This is a genomic window from Amycolatopsis sp. NPDC104863, assembly GCF_055582965.1.
On sequence record NZ_JBVJOW010000006.1, the window covers coordinates 72,011 to 88,173 of the forward strand.

Consider the following 16,163-nt stretch of genomic DNA (forward strand, 5'->3'; position numbering starts at 1 on the left):
CCCTCGCCCCCACCCCCCCGCACCCCCCCCTCCCCCCCCCCTCCCCCCCCCCCCCCCCACCCCTTCCCCCCCCCCTTCCCCTTTTTGGTTCTCCCCTCCCCCCCCCCCCCCCCCCCCCCCCCACGACGGGGTCAGGCGGCGTTGAAGGTGTCCGGGTCGGGACCGGTGCGCTCACCGCGGTCCAGCGGGGTGAGCAGCTCCAGCTCCTCCTCCGCGAGGGTGAACCCGAACAGGTCGAAGTTCTCCGCGATGCGGGACGGCGTCACGGACTTCGGGATCACGACGTTGCCCAGCTGCAGGTGCCAGCGCAGCACGATCTGCGCGGGCGTGCGGCTGTGCTTCACCGCGAGGTCCGCGATCACCGGGTCGCCGAGCAACGAGCCGCCCTTGGCGAGCGGGCTCCACGCTTCGGTCGTGATGCCGTGCTTGGCGTCGAACTCGCGGACCTCCTGCTGCTGCAGGTAGGGGTGCAGCTCGACCTGGTTGACCGCGGGGGCGACGTCGGCCGCGTCGAGCAGGCGCTCGAGGTGCGCGGGCTGGAAGTTGGACACGCCGATCGCGCGGACGCGGCCGTCGGCGTGCAGCTTCTCGAACGCCTTCCACGTGGCGAGGTACTTGTCGCGCTCGGGTGTCGGCCAGTGGATCAGGTAGAGGTCCAGCTGCTCCAGGCCGAGCTTGGCCATGCTGGCGTCGAACGCCTTGAGCGTCTCGTCGTACCCCTGGGCGGAGTTCCACAGCTTGGTGGTGACGAACAGGTCTTCACGGGCGACGTCGGACTCGGCGAGCGCCTGGCCGACGCCCTTTTCGTTGCCGTAGACGGTGGCCGTGTCGATGCTGCGGTAGCCCGCTTCGAGAGCGGCCTTCACGGCGGCGGTGGTCTCGTCGTCCGGGACCTGGAACACGCCGTAGCCGAGTTGCGGCATCCGGACGCCGTCGGCGATTTCGATGACGGGCACGCTGGTCACGAGGGTTCCTTTCGGTGGGTGGTTCATCGGGCGGGTACCCGTTCCCCGGCGGGGAAACTGACGGGGGTCCGGCGGTCGAGCAGGCCGGAGAAGAGCGCCACGGCGAGGCCGGCCGCGGCGAGCAGGGCGCCGATCCAGTTGGGCGCGGTGTAGCCGAGGCCGGATTCGATGGCCCGGCCGCCGAGCCACGCGCCGCCGGCGTTGCCGAGGTTGAACGCGGCGATGTTCGCGGCCGAGGCCAGCGCTGGGGCGCCTTCGGCCTTCGCCATGACGCGGGCCTGCAGCGGCGGGACCGTGGCGAACCCGGCCGCGCCGAACAGCGCGATGGTGATCGCGGCCGGCACCTTGCCGTGGGCGGTGAAGACGAACGCGGCCAGGATCAGCGCGAGCGCGGCGAGGATGACGTACAGGCTGGGCATCAGCTTGCGGTCCGCCGCCTTGCCGCCGAGCAGGTTGCCGGCGAACAGGCCGGCGCCGAAGAGCACGAGCAGCCAGGTGACGGCGCCACTGGAGAAGCCCGCGACCTCGGTCATCATCGGCGCGATGTAGGTGAACGACGCGAACACCCCGCCGAAGCCGAGTGCGGTCATCGCGAGCGCGAGCCACACCTGCGGACGGCGGAACACGGCGAGCTCACCGCGCAGGCCGACGTTGTCACTCTTGGGCTGGTGCGGCACGAGCGCCAGGATGCCGATCGCGCCGGCCACGCCCAGGGCGCTGACCACCCAGAACGTCGAGCGCCAGCCGAAGGCCTGGCCGAGCGCGGTGCCGGCGGGCACGCCGAGCACGTTCGCCACGGTCAGCCCGGTGAACATCAGCGCGATCGCACTGGCCTGCTTGGCCGGGGCGACGAGCGACGCGGCGACGACCGAGCCGACACCGAAGAACGCGCCGTGCGAGAGGGCCGCGACAACCCGGCCGGTCATCAGCAGGCCGTAGCTCGGGGCCAGCGCCGAGAGCACGTTGCCGGCGATGAACAGGCCCATCAGGGCGACGAGCACGGTCTTGCGCGGGACGCGCGATGCGAGCGCGGTGAGCAGGGGCGCGCCGACGACAACACCGAGCGCGTACCCCGAGATGAGCAGGCCTGCGGACGGGATCGAGACACCGAAGTCGCCCGCGACCTCGGGCAGCAGGCCCATGATCACGAACTCGGTGGTGCCGATCCCGAAAGCGCTGATCGCGAGGGCGAGCAGAGCGGCGGGCATGGACTTCCTTCTTCCGGAGTAGACTTGTGGGCGTGAGCAACTACGAGCGTCCGAGATAGTTGCACGCGCCGTATATTGCACAAGCTTTAGAGTGCCGCGCGCAAACGTATGCGGCAAGTCCGGGAGAGGTGAACCGTGTCACTGGACGACGACGCCGTCGAAGCGCGCGCGCAGGGCTGGCGCACGCTGGCCGCGCTCCACGCGCGCATCGAAGACAAGCTGCAGCGCGCACTCAACCGCGACCACGAGCTGTCGGTGAGCGAGTACACGGTGCTCGACGTGCTGGCCCGCCAGGACGGCTTCCACCTGCGGATGAACCAGCTGGCGAACGCCGTGGTGCTCAGCCAGTCGGCGACGACCCGGCTGGTCACGCGGCTCGAGGACCGCGGGCTGCTGGCCCGCTACCTCTGCGCGGACGACCGCCGCGGCATCTACACGGAGGTGACGCCGGCGGGCCAGGCCCTGCTGACGGCGGCGCGCCCGACCCACGACACGGCGCTGGCCGAGGCGCTGGCGGAAGCCGAGGCGCTGCCGGAGCTGGCCCCGCTCGTCGCCGCTCTCGGCACCCTCACCTTCGCTCCCTGACGCGGGCGGTTGCGAAAACTTTCGATGCGGCGGCGATAGTTTCGCGCTTCGGGAGCCCGCAAGTTTCCGTGTCGCCGGACATTTTGGTTGTGCGCCCGGCCTCGTCCCGGTCACCGGGACACGACTAACGGCGGGTCTCGATCGGCGGCGGGATTACGGTGGCCGCGCACCCGAACCAGTGCTCCATCCGTGGGACCCTTTTGTCACGCGCGTTCGATAGTTTCGCTGGTCAGCCTGATTTGTGTGCCTTTTGGTGACAGTGCGCGCCCGGCCACCTCGTTGACCTGTTCGTTCCGGCCGCCCTAATTTGTTGTCCCACCAGACGAACCGGGGTGTGTCGGCGTGGACTCCTCCTTCTCGCTCAAACCGGTGCGCCCGGCCGATCAGACCGCTGTCCGCCGGAGCAACCTCTCGCTCGTGCTGCGGCACCTGCGTGACGGGGGCCCCCGGTCGCGGGCGGGGATCGCCGCGGACACCGGCCTGAACAAGGGAACCGTGTCGAGCCTGGTCTCCGAGCTCGTCGGGCGGGGGCTGGCCCGTGAGGGCGAGCGGGAACGCGCCGGCGCGGTCGGGCGGCCGGGGACGATCGTCCGGCTGGACGGCCGGGGGGTCGGCGGGATCGGCGTCGAGATCAACGTCGACTACCTGACCGCGCTCGCCCTCGACCTCACCGGCACGGTGCTCTTCGAACAACGTGTCGCGCTCGACGTGCAAGCGCTTCCCGTGGCGAAGGTGCTCGACGCCGGCGCCGAGCTGACCGCCCGCGCGCTGCGGGAGTGCCGCCGGCTCGGGGTGCTGCCCGCCGGGGTGACCGTCGGCATCCCGGCGCTGGTCGACGTCACGAGCGGCACCGTCGCCTTCGCGCCGAACCTGCACTGGACCGACGTCCCGGTGGTCGGCGGGTTCACCGAGCGGCTGACGCGGCGGCTGGGCCCGCTGACGTTCCCGATCCGCACGGCCAACGACGCCAACCTCGGCGCGCTCGGCGAGTACGCGATGGGCAGTGTCGCCGGGACCGCCGACCTGGTCTACCTGACCGGCGAGATCGGCGTCGGCGGCGGCGTGATCTCCGGGGGCCGGCTGCTCGGCGGCGCGGAGGGCTTCTCCGGTGAGATCGGGCACATCCAGCTCGACCCGGCGGGCCGCGTCTGCGGCTGCGGCCGCCGGGGCTGCTGGGAGACCCTGGTCGGGCTGGCCGGGATGCTGCGGCTCGCGGCGGCGCCCAACGACCCGGTGCACGACCCGTCCCTCGACCTCGAGCAGCGGCTCGACATGATCCGCCGCCGCGCCCAGCGCAAGGACAAGCGCACCCTCGACGCGCTCGCGCAGGTCGGCACCGGTCTCGGGGTCGGCGCGGCCGTGCTGATCAACGTCTTCAACCCGCGCGTGGTGCTGCTGGGCGGCTACTTCGCGCAGCTCGGCCCGTACCTGCTGGGCCCGATGATGGCCGAGCTCGAGGCGCGGGTGGTCGCCCCGGGCATCGGCGGCTGCCGCGTCGAGCTGTCCTGGCTCGGGTTCTCGGCGGCTTCGCGCGGCGGGGCGCACGTCGCGCTGCAGGCGGTTTTCGACGATCCGGCGCTGGTGCCGGAGCGAGCGGAGAGGGACAGCGGATGACCCGGTGGAAACGCTTGATCCAAATGGGCGATGTAGTTCGGGTGGGCCTCGGCACGCCCGGCGAACGAGCGACGGGCACGGGCTGACGCTGAACTGGGAGGCAACAACATGGGGAAGATCGGTGTCTGGCTGATCGGAGCCCGGGGATCGGTGGCCACGACGGCCGTCGCCGGGGCGGCCGCGATGCGTGCGGGACTTGCCGCGCGCACGGGCTGCGTGACCGAGCTGCCGGACTTCGCCGGGGCGGAGCTGCCCGGCTTGGACGACCTGGTCTTCGGAGGGCACGACGTCGTCGACACACCGCTGGTCAAGCGGGCGGAGCAGCTGGCGGCGGCGGGCGTGCTGCCGGCGACGCTGCCCGGCCCGGTCACGGCCGAGCTGGAAGCGGCCGAGTCCCGGCTGCGCCAAGCACCGGCCGAGGGCGGGCGTGCGGCGGCGGATCAACTCATCGCGGACCTGACCGAGTTCCGCGAGGGTCTGGACCACGTCGTGGTGATCAACGTCTCCTCCACCGAGCCGCCGTGCGCGCCGCACCCGGCGCACGAGTCCTTGGCCGCGTTGGAAGACGCGCTGGAGACTCTCCCGCCCAGCGCGCTGTACGCCTACGCCGCGTTCCGTGCGGGTTGTGGCTTTGTCGACTTCACGCCGTCCACGGGCGCGCGGCTGCCGGCGCTGGACGAGCTGGCCCGCACCGCGGGGCTGCCCTACGCGGGCCGCGACGGCAAGACCGGCGAGACGCTGCTGCGCTCGGTGCTCGCGCCGATGTTCGCCCAGCGCGGGCTGAACGTCCTGGCCTGGTCGGGCACGAACCTGCTCGGCGGCGGGGACGGCGCCACGCTCGCCGACCCCGGCGCGGCGGCCAGCAAGAACGCGTCCAAGCAGCAGGTGCTCTCGCAGAACCTCGGCCGCGAGGTCGACGGCGAGGTGCACATCGACAACGTCCCCGCGCTCGGCGACTGGAAGACGGCCTGGGACCACGTCCTGTTCGAGGGGTTCCTCGGCACCCGCATGACGCTCCAGCTCACCTGGCAGGGCTGCGACTCCGCGCTCGCCGCGCCGCTGGTCCTCGACCTCGCCCGGCTCACCGGCAAGGCCTGCCGCGACGGCGTCGCGGGCCCGGTCGCCGAGTTCGGCTTCTTCTTCAAGGACCCGGCCGGGGACGGCCCGCACGACCTCGCGTCCCAGTACGCGGCGCTGCGTGAGTGGGCGCACCGGTGAAGGCCTACGTCGAACTCGTCCGCGCCCCCGCGGCGCTGACCGTGCCCGGGGACGTCGTCGCCGGAGCCGCGGCTTCGGGCTGGCCCTTCGGCCGCCGCACGCCGGCCCTCACCGCCGCGTCCGTCTGCATCTACTGGGCGGGCATGGCGCTCAACGACTACGCCGACCGCCACCTCGACGCGATGGAACGGCCCGAGCGGCCGATCCCGTCCGGGCGGATCAAGCCGGAGACCGCGCTCGGTGTCGCGACCGGGCTGACCGCGACCGGGCTGGGCATCGCGGCGGCGGCCGGCGGGAAGCGGGCCCTGCGGGTCGCCCTGCCGCTGGCCGCGACCGTCTGGGCGTACGACTTCGTGCTCAAGGAGACGGTGTTCGGCCCGGCCGCGATGGCCGCGGCCCGCACCCTCGACGTCCTGCTGGGGGCGGGCGGGGCCCGCGCCGCGACACCCGCGGCGCTGACGGTCGGGGCGCACACGTTCGCGGTGACGACGTTGTCGCGGGCCGAGGTGCACGGCGCGAAGCCGGCGCTCCCGGCCGCCACGCTGGCGGCGACGGCCGGGGTGCGGGTCGCCGCCGGACGCGTCGGTCCGCTGGCTTCGGCGCTGCTCGGGACGTACGCGGTGACGACCGGGCGGGCGCAGTACGACGCCGTCCGCGACCCGGTCGCGCCGAAGATCCGCCGCGCGGTCGGCGCCGGGATCCACGGCATGATCCCGCTGCAGGCCGGGCTGATCGCGCGGACCGGGGCGTGGCGCTCGGCGCTGGCCGTCGCCGCCGCGTTCCCGATCGCCCGGGCGCTGAGCCGGAAGGTGTCCCCGACATGAGGTTCGGTTACGGCACCAACGGTTTCGCCAACCACCGGCTCGGGGACGCGCTGCGCGTGCTTGCCGACCTCGGGTATGACGGCGTCGCACTCACCCTCGACCACCAGCACCTCGACCCGTTCGGGCCGGACCTCGCCCGGCGCGTCGCCTCGCTGCGCGCGGACCTGGACCGGCTCGGGCTCGCCGTGGTCGTCGAGACCGGCGCGCGGTTCCTGCTGGACCCGTGGCGCAAGCACTCGCCGACGTTCCTCGATCCGGATCGGTCCTCGCGGGTGGAGTTCCTGACCCGGGCCGTCGAGATCGCCGCGGACCTCGGCGCCGAGGCGGTGTCCTTCTGGAGCGGGAACAAGCCGGCCGAGCTGTCCACTGAGGACGCTTGGGCGTACCTGGTCGACGGCTGCGCGGACGTGCTCAAGGCGGCCGACGACCACGACGTCAAGCTCGGCTTCGAACCCGAGCCGGGCATGCTCGTCGAGGACCTCGACGGCTACTTCGAGCTGGCCCGGCGGCTGGGTGACCCGGAGCGGTTCGGGCTGACGCTGGACATCGGGCACTGCCGGTGCAACGAGTCCGCGTCCGTGCCCGACTGCGTCCGGCGCGCGCTGCCGCGGCTGGTGAACGTCCAGATCGACGACATGCGCCGCGGCACGCACGAGCACCTGGAGTTCGGGAAGGGTGAGATCGACTTCCCGCCGGTGCTGGAAGCGCTGTCGCCGTACCCCGGGCTGGTCGCCGTCGAACTGCCGCGCGACAGTCATGCGGCCCCGCGGATCGCGCGGGAGTCCCTGGAGTTCCTGCGGAAGGCGGCGATCGTGTGAACGCCTGGCTCGACGAAGCTCTGACGAAGGTGGCCACCGACGCGACGGCCTTGCGCACGCTGTTCCCCGGAGTCGGCCGCCGGGTCGGCCGGGGCCCCTCGGACACCCCGGGCTGGACGGTCGACGACGTGGCGCGCGTCCGGCTGCTCGAAGCCGCGCCCGGCGCGGCCGCCGAGATGCCGGACCTCTACCGCTACGGCGACGCCGCCGAGAAGCGGGCCGTCCTCCGTGGACTGTCCGTTGTGGACCTCGGGGATGCCGGCCTCGACCTGGTCGCGGACGCCCTGCGCACCAACGACACCCGGCTCGTCACCGCGGCGATGGGGGAGTACGCGGCCACGCACCTGGACGACTCCGCCTACCGCCACGGCGTGCTCAAGTGCGTCTTCATGGGCATCCCCCTGGCCGAGGTGGCCGGGCTGGACCGCCGGACCGACGAGGAGCTGCTGCGCATGATGCGGTCGTTCGCCGCGGAGCGCACCGCCGCGGGCCGCGACGTGCCCGCCGACCTCCTCCCGCTGCTGAACGAACAGGACGCCTGATGCGCATCTTCGACCCGCACATCCACATGAGCTCCCGGACCACCGACGACTACGCGGCGATGCACGCGGCGGGCGTCCGCGCGCTCGTCGAACCGGCGTTCTGGCTGGGCCAGCCGCGCACGAACGTCGGCAGCTTCACCGACTACTTCGACGCGCTGGTCGGCTGGGAGCCGTTCCGCGCGAGCCAGTTCGGCATCGCGCACCACTGCACGATCGCGCTGAACCCCAAGGAGGCCAACGACCCCCGGTGCGCGCCGGTGCTCGACCTGCTGCCGCGTTACCTGGAGAAGGACGGCGTCGTCGCGGTCGGCGAGATCGGCTACGACTCGATGACCGCCGAGGAGGACAAGACGTTCGCCGCGCAGCTCGCGCTGGCGATCGACCACGAGCTGCCGGCGATGGTGCACACCCCGCACCGCGACAAGGCCGCCGGGACCGAGCGGAGCATCGCCGTCGTCCGCGAGTCGGGGATCGCGCCGGAGCGCGTGGTGCTCGACCACCTCAACGAGATGACCGTCGCGATGGTCAAGGAGTCCGGCTCCTGGATGGGGTTCTCGATCTACCCGGACACGAAGATGGACGAAGAGCGGATGGTCGCGATCCTGCGCGAGTTCGGCACCGAGAAGGTGCTGGTGAACTCGGCGGCGGACTGGGGCAAGAGCGACCCGCTCAAGACCCGCAAGACCGGCGACGCGATGCTGGCCGCCGGTTTCACCGAGGACGACGTCGACCAGGTGCTGTGGCGCAACCCGGTCGAGTTCTACGGCCAGAGCGGCCGGCTTTCGCTCGAAGGCGTGTCGCCGGAAGCCGAGTTCGCGGGCAACTCGATCCTGCGAGGTGCGCGCAAGTGAGGTTCCGGCACCCTGACGGCACGCTCGTCCACCTCGCCTACTGCACCAACGTGCACCAGGCCGAGGACCTCGACGGTGTGCTCGCCCAGCTGGCCCGCTTCGGCGAGCCGGTGCGGGAACGCCTGGGCGTCGACCGGCTCGGGCTCGGCCTGTGGCTGGCCCGGCCGGTGGCTTCCGAGCTGGTCGAGAACCCGGCGGCGGTGGCCCGGCTGCGGGCCGAGCTGGCGGCGCGCGGGCTGGAGGTCGTCACCTTCAACGGGTTCCCGTACCAGGGGTTCCACGACCCGGTGGTCAAGCACAAGGTGTACCGGCCGGACTGGTCGACTCCCGAGCGGACGCAGTACACGCTCGATCTCGCCCGGCTGCTCGCCGAGCTCATGCCGGAGGACGCCGTGCGCGGCAGCGTGTCGACGTTGCCGCTGGGCTGGCGCACCGAATGGCGGGACGACGCCGGTCAGCTCGAACTGCTCGCCAAGGGACTGGCCAAGCAGGACCGGCCGGTGCGGGTGGCGTTCGAGCCGGAGCCCGGCTGTGTCATCGAGACGACCACGCAGGCGGCGTCGCTGCTGTCCGAAGTGGACAAAGAGTGGCTCGGCGTCTGCCTCGACACGTGCCACCTCGCGGTCGGGTTCGAGGACCCCGCGGCCGCGCTCGGACGATTGGAAGCCGCCGGGCTCGACGTCGTCAAGCTTCAGGCGTCGGCCGCGCTCGAAGCGGCGAACCCAGCGGATCCCGCGACGCGGCGGGCGTTGGAGTCCTTTGTGGAACCCCGGTTCCTGCACCAGAGCAACGAAGGCGCCCCGCCGGGCGCCGACGACCTCGATGAGGCGCTGGCCGGTGGCCTGCCGGGCGAGGCGCCGTGGCGCGTGCACTTCCACGTGCCGCTGCACGCCGACCCGGCGCCGCCGCTGACGTCGACCCGGCCCGTGCTGGCCGGGACCCTGGCCGAGCTGTTCGGCGGCGCGACCGCGCGCACCGACCACGTCGAGGTCGAGACCTACACCTGGCAGGTGCTCCCGGACGCACCCGCCGACACCGCCGGGCTCGTCGCGGGCATCGCCGCCGAGCTGGACTGGACCCGGCGAGAACTGACCACCCTGGGCTTGGAAGAGGTTTCTAGATGAGTTTGCTCGTTCTCGACGTCGTCGGCCTGACGCCGCGGCTGCTCCCGCACATGCCGAACCTGCGCAAGATGGCCGAACCCGGTTTCACCGCGCAGCTGGACACGGTCTTCCCGGCGGTGACGTGCTCGGTGCAGTCCACCTTCCTGACCGGACTGCAGCCGGCGGAACACGGCATCGTCGGCAACGGCTGGTACTTCCGCGACCTCGGCGAGATCTTCCTGTGGCGCCAGCACAACCGGCTGGTGCAGGGCGACAAGTTCTGGGACGCGGCCCGCCGCGCGCAGGCCGGGCATCGCGTCGCCAACGTCTGCTGGTGGTACGCGATGGGCATGGACGTCGACCTAACGGTGACTCCGCGGCCGATCTACCACGCCGACGGCAAGAAGTCCCCGGACGCCTACACCCACCCGCCGCAGCTGCACGACCGGCTCGTCGGCGAGCTCGGCGAGTTCCCGCTGTTCACCTACTGGGGTCCGACAGCGGCCATCACGTCGTCGAAGTGGATCATCGCCGCGGCGCAGAAGATCATGGCCGAGGACAAGCCGGACACCACGCTCGTCTACATCCCGCACCTGGACTACGACCTGCAGCGCTTCGGCCCGGACGCGCCTCAGGCCGCGGCGGCCGCGCGGGAGATCGACACGGCTTTGAAGCCGTTGCTGGACTTCGCCGCTGCCGGTGGGCACACCGTCGTCGCGCTGTCGGAGTACGGCATCACGAACGCGAGCCGTCCGGTCGACATCAACCGGGCGCTGCGCCGTGAGGGCCTGCTCAACGTGTACGTCCAGGCGGGCATGGAGTACCTCGACCCGTGGACGTCGCGGGCGTTCGCGGTGGCCGACCACCAGGTCGCGCACGTCTACGTCGCCGACCCGGCCGACCTCCCGCGGGTGCGGGACATCGTCGCCGGACTGTCCGGAGTGGACGTCGTCCTCGACCGCGAGGGCCAGGCGGGCATCGGGATCAACCACGAGCGGGCCGGGGAGCTGGTCGCGATCGCCGAGCCGGACGCGTGGTTCACCTACTACTACTGGCTGAGCGACGACCGCGCGCCGGACTTCGCGAAGACCGTCGAGATCCACCGGAAGCCCGGGTACGACCCGGCCGAGCTGTTCTTCGACCCGAACGACCCGAAGGTGAAGCTGAAGGCGGCGTCCGCGCTGGCCCGCAAGAAGCTCGGCCTGCGGTACTCGATGCAGGTCGTCCCGCTCGACCCGGCGCCGGTGAAGGGCAGCCACGGGCGGCTGCCGGACGCGCCCGAGGACGGGCCGGTCCTGCTCTGCTCGGACCCGGCGCTCGCCCGCGAAAAGATCCACGCCACCGAGGTCAAGGACCTGTTGCTGGCGGCCATCCGTACCGAGTAGGACTCACCAGGAGGTCAGACATGGCACGACCGTTGACCCTGTTCACCGGGCAGTGGGCCGATCTGCCGTTCGAGGAGGTGTGCGAGCTGGCGAGCGGCTGGGGCTACGAAGGCCTCGAGATCGCCTGCTGGGGAGACCACTTCGAAGTGGATCGCGCGGTGGCGGAGGACGGCTACGTCGAGGCGAAGCTGGAGACGCTGGCCAAGTACGACCTCAAGGTGTGGGCGATTTCGAACCACCTGCTCGGCCAGGCCGTCTGCGACCACCCGATCGACGAGCGGCACGCGGCCATCCTGCCGGCGCGGATCTGGGGCGACGGCGAGGCCGAGGGCGTCCGGCAGCGGGCGGCGGAGGAGATGAAGACCACCGCCCGCGCCGCGGCGAAGCTCGGAGTGTCCACTGTGGTCGGATTCACCGGCTCGTCGATCTGGCACACGGTGGCGATGTTCCCGCCGGTGCCGCCGTCGATGATCGAGCGCGGGTACGCCGACTTCGCGACGCGCTGGAACCCGATCCTGGACGTGTTCGACGAGGTCGGCGTGCGCTTCGCCCACGAGGTGCACCCGAGCGAGATCGCCTACGACTACTGGAGCACGGTCCGGACGCTGGAGGCGATCGGGCACCGCGAGGCGTTCGGGCTGAACTTCGACCCGTCGCACTTCGTCTGGCAGGACCTCGACCCGGTCGGGTTCCTGTGGGACTTCAAGGACCGCATCTACCACGTCGACTGCAAGGAGGCCCGCAAGCAGCTCAACGGCCGCAACGGCCGGCTCGGCTCCCACCTCCCGTGGGCGGATCCCCGCCGCGGCTGGGACTTCGTCTCGACCGGCCACGGTGACGTCCCGTGGGAAGACGTCTTCCGCATGCTGAACGCCATCGGTTACGACGGCCCGATTTCGATCGAGTGGGAGGACGCGGGCATGGACCGGCTGATCGGCGCACCGGAAGCGCTGGAGTTCGTCCGCAAGCTCAACTTCACCCCACCCACGGCGGCCTTCGACGCCGCCTTCTCCTCGAAGTAACCGTAAGCCTGCAGCCGCGGCAGGGCACCAACGCTTCTGTTCAACGGGTGACCGCCAACCCCGTCGGAAGGTGATCAAAACCGGCTTCGCGCCACTCCGGGGCGAAGCACGCGCAAAATCAGGAAGGATCCAGCATGTCTCCGTCCCCACCGAAGTGGGCGAGGCTGTTCGGCGCCGCACTCTTGGGCACCGGCCTCCTGCTCACCCTCGACACCCCGGCGCGCGCGGACATCCCGCCCGCGGACTACCAGCAGGTCGCCCTCGCCACCGGTGCGGCCGAGCTCGGCGAGGCCATGTCGCTCGCCGTGCTGCCGGACCGTTCGGTCGTGCACACCTCCCGCGACGGCACCGTCCGCGTCACCACCGCGGCCGGCGCGACGTCGGTCGCGGCGAAGCTGAACGTCTACACCCACGACGAGGAAGGCCTCCAGGGGGTCGCCGCCGATCCCGGGTTCGCCACCAACCGGTTCGTCTGGCTGTACTTCTCGCCGCGGCTGTCCACACCGGACGGTGACGCGCCGACCGACGGCACCGAGGCCGACTTCGCGCCCTTCAAGGGTGAGCTGCACCTCTCGCGGTTCGTCCTGAAGACCGACAACACCCTCGACCTCGCCAGCGAGAAGGTCGTCCTCAAGGTCGCGAACGACCGCGGCCAGTGCTGTCACGTCGGGGGTGACATCGACTTCGACGCCGCCGGCAACCTCTACCTCACCACCGGCGACGACACCAACCCGTTCTCCTCGGACAGCTATTCGCCGATCGACGAGCGGACCACACGCAACCCGCAGTTCGACGCGCAACGCTCGTCCGGCAACACGAACGACCTGCGCGGCAAGCTCCTGCGCATCCACCCGCAGGCCGACGGCACCTACACCGTCCCGTCGGGCAACCTCTTCGCGCCGGGCACCGCGAACACGCGGCCGGAGATCTACGCGATGGGCTTCCGCAACCCGTTCCGGATGAGTGTCGACAAGCCGACCGGCGTCGTCTACCTCGGCGACTACGGCCCGGACGCCGGCGTCACCAACCCCGACCGCGGGCCGCAGGGCCAGGTCGAGTTCGACCGGATCACCGGGCCGGGCAACTTCGGCTGGCCGTACTGCACCGGCTCGAACACGACCACCGAGACGTACAACCACTTCACCTTCCCGAGCGGGCCGTCCGGCGCGAAGTACGACTGCGCGGGCGGGCCGACGAACTCCTCGTTCCGCAACACCGGGCTCGCCAAGCTGCCGGTGCCGAAACCCGCGTGGATCAAGTACGCGGGCGACGAGGGCTCGCCGCCGGAGTTCGGCAGCGGCTCGGAATCACCAATGGGCGGGCCGGTCTACCGCTACGACGCCAGTTCGACGTCGACGATCAAGTTCCCGCAGTCGCTCGACGGCAAGTTCTTCGCCGGGGAGTACGGGCGCAAGTGGATCAAGGCGGTCACCGTCAACGCCGACGGCAGCCGCGGCACGATCGACAACTTCCCGTGGACCGGCACGCAGGTCATGGACATGGCGTTCGGCCCCGACGGCGCCCTGTACGTCCTCGACTACGGCACCGGCAGTGACAACCAGGCGCTCTACCGGGTCGAGTACCTCGCGGGCACCAACCGCAGCCCGGTCGCGAAGGCCGCGGCCGACAAGACCTCCGGGGCCAACCCGCTGACCGTGAACTTCTCCTCCGCGGGCAGCACCGACCCCGAAGGCGGGGCGCTGAGCTACCGCTGGGCCTTCGGTGACGGCGCCACATCGACGTCGGCGAACCCGGCGCACACCTACACGACCAACGGCACCTACTCGCCGACGCTCACGGTGACCGATCCGGACGGCCTGACCGGCACGGCGAGCCTCGTCGTCACGGTCGGGAACACCGCACCGACGGTGAACCTGACCACCCCAGAGGACGGTCAGCTGTTCTCCTTCGGGGACACCGTGCCCTTCCAGGTGACCGGCACCGACCCCGAAGACGGGCCGCTGGACTGCTCGAAGGTCAAGGTCACCTACCTGCTCGGCCACGACAGCCACCAGCACCAGATCACCCAGGCGACCGGGTGCAGCGGCTCGATCGCGGTCCCCGTCGACGGTGAGCACGACGCCGCGGCGAACATCTTCGGCGTGTTCGACGCGCAGTACACCGACAACGGCGGGCTGACGTCGCACAGCGTGCACAAGCTGCAGCCGCGGCACCGGCAGGGTGAGCACTTCTCGGCGCAGTCCGGGATCCAGCTCGCCGACCACGGCGCGGCCGAAGGCGGCCGGACCGTCGGGTACACCGACAACGACGACTGGATCTCGTTCACGCCGTACGCGCTGGGCAACGCGACGTCGATCAGCGCACGCGTGTCCTCGGCGGGCCCCGGTGGCACGCTGGAGGTCCGCGCGGGCTCGCCGACCGGCACGCTGCTCGGGTCCGTGGCGGCGCCCAGCACCGGGGACTGGGAGGTGTTCCAGAACGTCACGGCGAACCTGACGAACCGGCCGTCCGGCACGACAACGCTGTACCTCGTGTTCAAGGGCGTCACCGGGCAGGGCAACCTGTTCGACCTCGACTCGTTCACCTTCACCACGGCGACGCAGGCGGGCGCGATCGAAGGCGAGTCGTTCACCTCCGGCTCCGGCGTCCAGATCGCCCCGCACGCCGCGGCCAGCGGCGGCAACACGCTGGGCTACATCGAAAACGGTGACTGGGCCGGGTACGCCTCGGTGAGCACGGCGGGCGCGCGGACGTTCTCCGCGCGGATCTCCTCCGCCGGGCCGGGCGGCACGATCGAGATCCGGTCCGGCTCGGCCACCGGGACGCTGCTGGGCAGCGTGGCGGTGCCGCCGACCGGCGACTGGGAGGTGTTCCAGAACGTCACGACTTCGGTGTCGGGCGGGTCCGGGCCGCTGTTCCTCGTGTTCCGCGGCGGTTCCGGTTCCCTGTTCGACATCGACACGTTTAGCCTGAGCAGCATGCCGACCCAGGTGGATCCCGCGTACGACGTGCTGGTGTTCTCCAAGACGGCCGGTTTCCGGCACGACGCGATCCCGGCCGGGATCCAGGCGATCCGGGAGCTGGGCACGGCCCAGGGGTTCGGCGTCACGGCGACCGAGGACGCGTCGGTGTTCACGGCCACCGAACTGGCGAAGTACAAGGCGGTGATCTTCCTTTCGACCACCGGTGACGTCCTGGACGCGAACCAGCAGGCGGCCTTCCAGTCCTATGTGGAAGGTGGTGGCGGGTACCTCGGCGTCCACGCCGCGGCCGACACCGAGTACGACTGGCCGTGGTACGGGCAGCTCGTCGGCGCCTGGTTCAAGAGCCACCCGGCGATCCAGCAGGCCCGGTTCGTGACGGAGGACGGCACCCACCCGGCGACCGCCCACCTGCCGGCGGTCTGGACCCGGACCGACGAGCTGTACAACTACCGCACGAACCCGCGGGCGCAGGTGCACGTGCTGCAGACGCTGGACGAGTCCAGCTACACCGGCGGTGAGATGGGCGCCGACCACCCGATCACCTGGTGCCACCCGCAGGGGAGCGGCCGGGCGTTCTACACCGGTCTCGGCCACACGATCGAGTCCTATTCGGACACGGCGTTCCGGACCGAGCTGCTCGGCGGGATCCGGTACGCCGCCGGGGCTGTCGCGGCCGACTGCGGAGTCGCGCATTCGTCCACAGTGGAGGGTGAGTCGTTCACCTCGGGTTCGGGCGTGCAGATCGCCCCGCACGCCCCGGCCAGCGGCGGCAACACGCTGGGCTACATCGAAAACGGCGACTGGGCCGGGTACGCCTCGGTGAGCACGGCGGGCATCACGCGGTTCAGCGCGGTGGTGTCGTCCGCGGGCGCGGGCGGCACGATCGAGATCCGTGACGGCTCGGCCACCGGCGCCCTGCTGGGCACGGTCGCGGTGCCGAACACGGGCAGCTGGGAGACGTTCCAGACGGTCACCACCACGGTGACCGGCGGCTCCGGCCCGCTCCACCTGGTCTTCCGGGGCGGCGCGGGTTCCCTGTTCGACATCGACACGCTGACGGTGTCGTAACGCGGGGAGGGGGCC

Annotated in this window: 13 protein-coding genes; 11 read left to right on the forward strand and 2 right to left on the reverse strand. The window is 71.4% G+C overall.

Features of this window, described 5'->3' with window-relative positions; genetic code table 11:
* Positions 1-131: 131 nt before the first annotated feature.
* Both ACZ63J_RS31020 and ACZ63J_RS31025 read right to left on the reverse strand, forming a co-directional pair.
* Complete coding sequence (locus tag ACZ63J_RS31020; RefSeq protein ID WP_465334607.1) at positions 132-965, reverse strand: aldo/keto reductase; 834 nt, start codon at positions 963-965, stop codon at positions 132-134.
* Between the two features lie 23 nt (positions 966-988).
* On the reverse strand, positions 989-2,173 hold the full coding sequence (locus tag ACZ63J_RS31025; protein WP_465334609.1) for an MFS transporter: 1,185 nt from the start codon (positions 2,171-2,173) through the stop codon (positions 989-991).
* Between the two features lie 135 nt (positions 2,174-2,308).
* On the opposite strand from ACZ63J_RS31025, the gene ACZ63J_RS31030 reads away from it, so the two are divergent.
* The 11 genes from ACZ63J_RS31030 to ACZ63J_RS31080 all read left to right on the forward strand — a co-directional run bounded on the left by ACZ63J_RS31030 (position 2,309) and on the right by ACZ63J_RS31080 (position 16,148).
* Positions 2,309-2,758, forward strand: coding sequence for a MarR family winged helix-turn-helix transcriptional regulator (locus ACZ63J_RS31030; RefSeq protein WP_465313211.1), 450 nt, complete (start codon positions 2,309-2,311; stop codon positions 2,756-2,758).
* Between the two features lie 342 nt (positions 2,759-3,100).
* Positions 3,101-4,372, forward strand: coding sequence for an ROK family protein (locus tag ACZ63J_RS31035; RefSeq protein WP_465334611.1), 1,272 nt, complete (start codon positions 3,101-3,103; stop codon positions 4,370-4,372).
* A 108-nt stretch (positions 4,373-4,480) separates the two neighbouring features.
* On the forward strand, positions 4,481-5,590 hold the full coding sequence (locus ACZ63J_RS31040; protein WP_465399411.1) for an inositol-3-phosphate synthase: 1,110 nt from the start codon (positions 4,481-4,483) through the stop codon (positions 5,588-5,590).
* Positions 5,587-6,414 (forward strand): SCO3242 family prenyltransferase, encoded by an 828-nt coding sequence (locus ACZ63J_RS31045; protein ID WP_465399629.1) that lies wholly within the window; start codon positions 5,587-5,589, stop codon positions 6,412-6,414. Before ACZ63J_RS31040 ends, ACZ63J_RS31045 begins: the two co-directional genes overlap by 4 nt.
* Positions 6,411-7,232: a sugar phosphate isomerase/epimerase family protein gene (locus ACZ63J_RS31050; protein ID WP_465399412.1), complete on the forward strand. Its 822-nt coding sequence runs from the start codon at positions 6,411-6,413 to the stop codon at positions 7,230-7,232. The genes ACZ63J_RS31045 and ACZ63J_RS31050 overlap by 4 nt, the downstream gene beginning before the upstream one ends.
* The gene (locus ACZ63J_RS31055) at positions 7,229-7,774 is read left to right on the forward strand and encodes an EboA domain-containing protein (protein WP_465399413.1); all 546 of its coding nucleotides are present in this window, start codon (positions 7,229-7,231) and stop codon (positions 7,772-7,774) included. The genes ACZ63J_RS31050 and ACZ63J_RS31055 overlap by 4 nt, the downstream gene beginning before the upstream one ends.
* Complete coding sequence (locus ACZ63J_RS31060) at positions 7,774-8,625, forward strand: TatD family hydrolase (RefSeq protein WP_465399414.1); 852 nt, start codon at positions 7,774-7,776, stop codon at positions 8,623-8,625. The genes ACZ63J_RS31055 and ACZ63J_RS31060 overlap by 1 nt, the downstream gene beginning before the upstream one ends.
* On the forward strand, positions 8,622-9,749 hold the full coding sequence (gene eboE, locus ACZ63J_RS31065; protein WP_465399415.1) for a metabolite traffic protein EboE: 1,128 nt from the start codon (positions 8,622-8,624) through the stop codon (positions 9,747-9,749). The genes ACZ63J_RS31060 and eboE overlap by 4 nt, the downstream gene beginning before the upstream one ends.
* Positions 9,746-11,113, forward strand: coding sequence for a nucleotide pyrophosphatase/phosphodiesterase family protein (locus tag ACZ63J_RS31070; RefSeq protein WP_465399416.1), 1,368 nt, complete (start codon positions 9,746-9,748; stop codon positions 11,111-11,113). Before eboE ends, ACZ63J_RS31070 begins: the two co-directional genes overlap by 4 nt.
* A gap of 20 nt (positions 11,114-11,133) precedes the next feature.
* The gene (locus ACZ63J_RS31075; protein WP_465399417.1) at positions 11,134-12,135 is read left to right on the forward strand and encodes a sugar phosphate isomerase/epimerase family protein; all 1,002 of its coding nucleotides are present in this window, start codon (positions 11,134-11,136) and stop codon (positions 12,133-12,135) included.
* Positions 12,136-12,269: 134 nt separating this feature from the next.
* Positions 12,270-16,148, forward strand: a complete 3,879-nt coding sequence (locus tag ACZ63J_RS31080; protein ID WP_465399418.1) for a carbohydrate-binding protein — start codon at positions 12,270-12,272, stop codon at positions 16,146-16,148.
* The last annotated feature ends 15 nt before the right edge of the window (positions 16,149-16,163 follow it).

Coding starts and splice junctions, on each gene's coding strand:
- ACZ63J_RS31070 (WP_465399416.1), top strand. CDS start 9,746: ATGAGTTTGCTCGTTCTCGACGTCGTCGGCCTGACGCCGCGGCTGCTC.
- ACZ63J_RS31050 (WP_465399412.1), top strand. CDS start 6,411: ATGAGGTTCGGTTACGGCACCAACGGTTTCGCCAACCACCGGCTCGGG.
- ACZ63J_RS31025 (WP_465334609.1), bottom strand. CDS start 2,173: ATGCCCGCCGCTCTGCTCGCCCTCGCGATCAGCGCTTTCGGGATCGGC.
- ACZ63J_RS31075 (WP_465399417.1), top strand. CDS start 11,134: ATGGCACGACCGTTGACCCTGTTCACCGGGCAGTGGGCCGATCTGCCG.
- ACZ63J_RS31060 (WP_465399414.1), top strand. CDS start 7,774: ATGCGCATCTTCGACCCGCACATCCACATGAGCTCCCGGACCACCGAC.
- ACZ63J_RS31080 (WP_465399418.1), top strand. CDS start 12,270: ATGTCTCCGTCCCCACCGAAGTGGGCGAGGCTGTTCGGCGCCGCACTC.
- ACZ63J_RS31040 (WP_465399411.1), top strand. CDS start 4,481: ATGGGGAAGATCGGTGTCTGGCTGATCGGAGCCCGGGGATCGGTGGCC.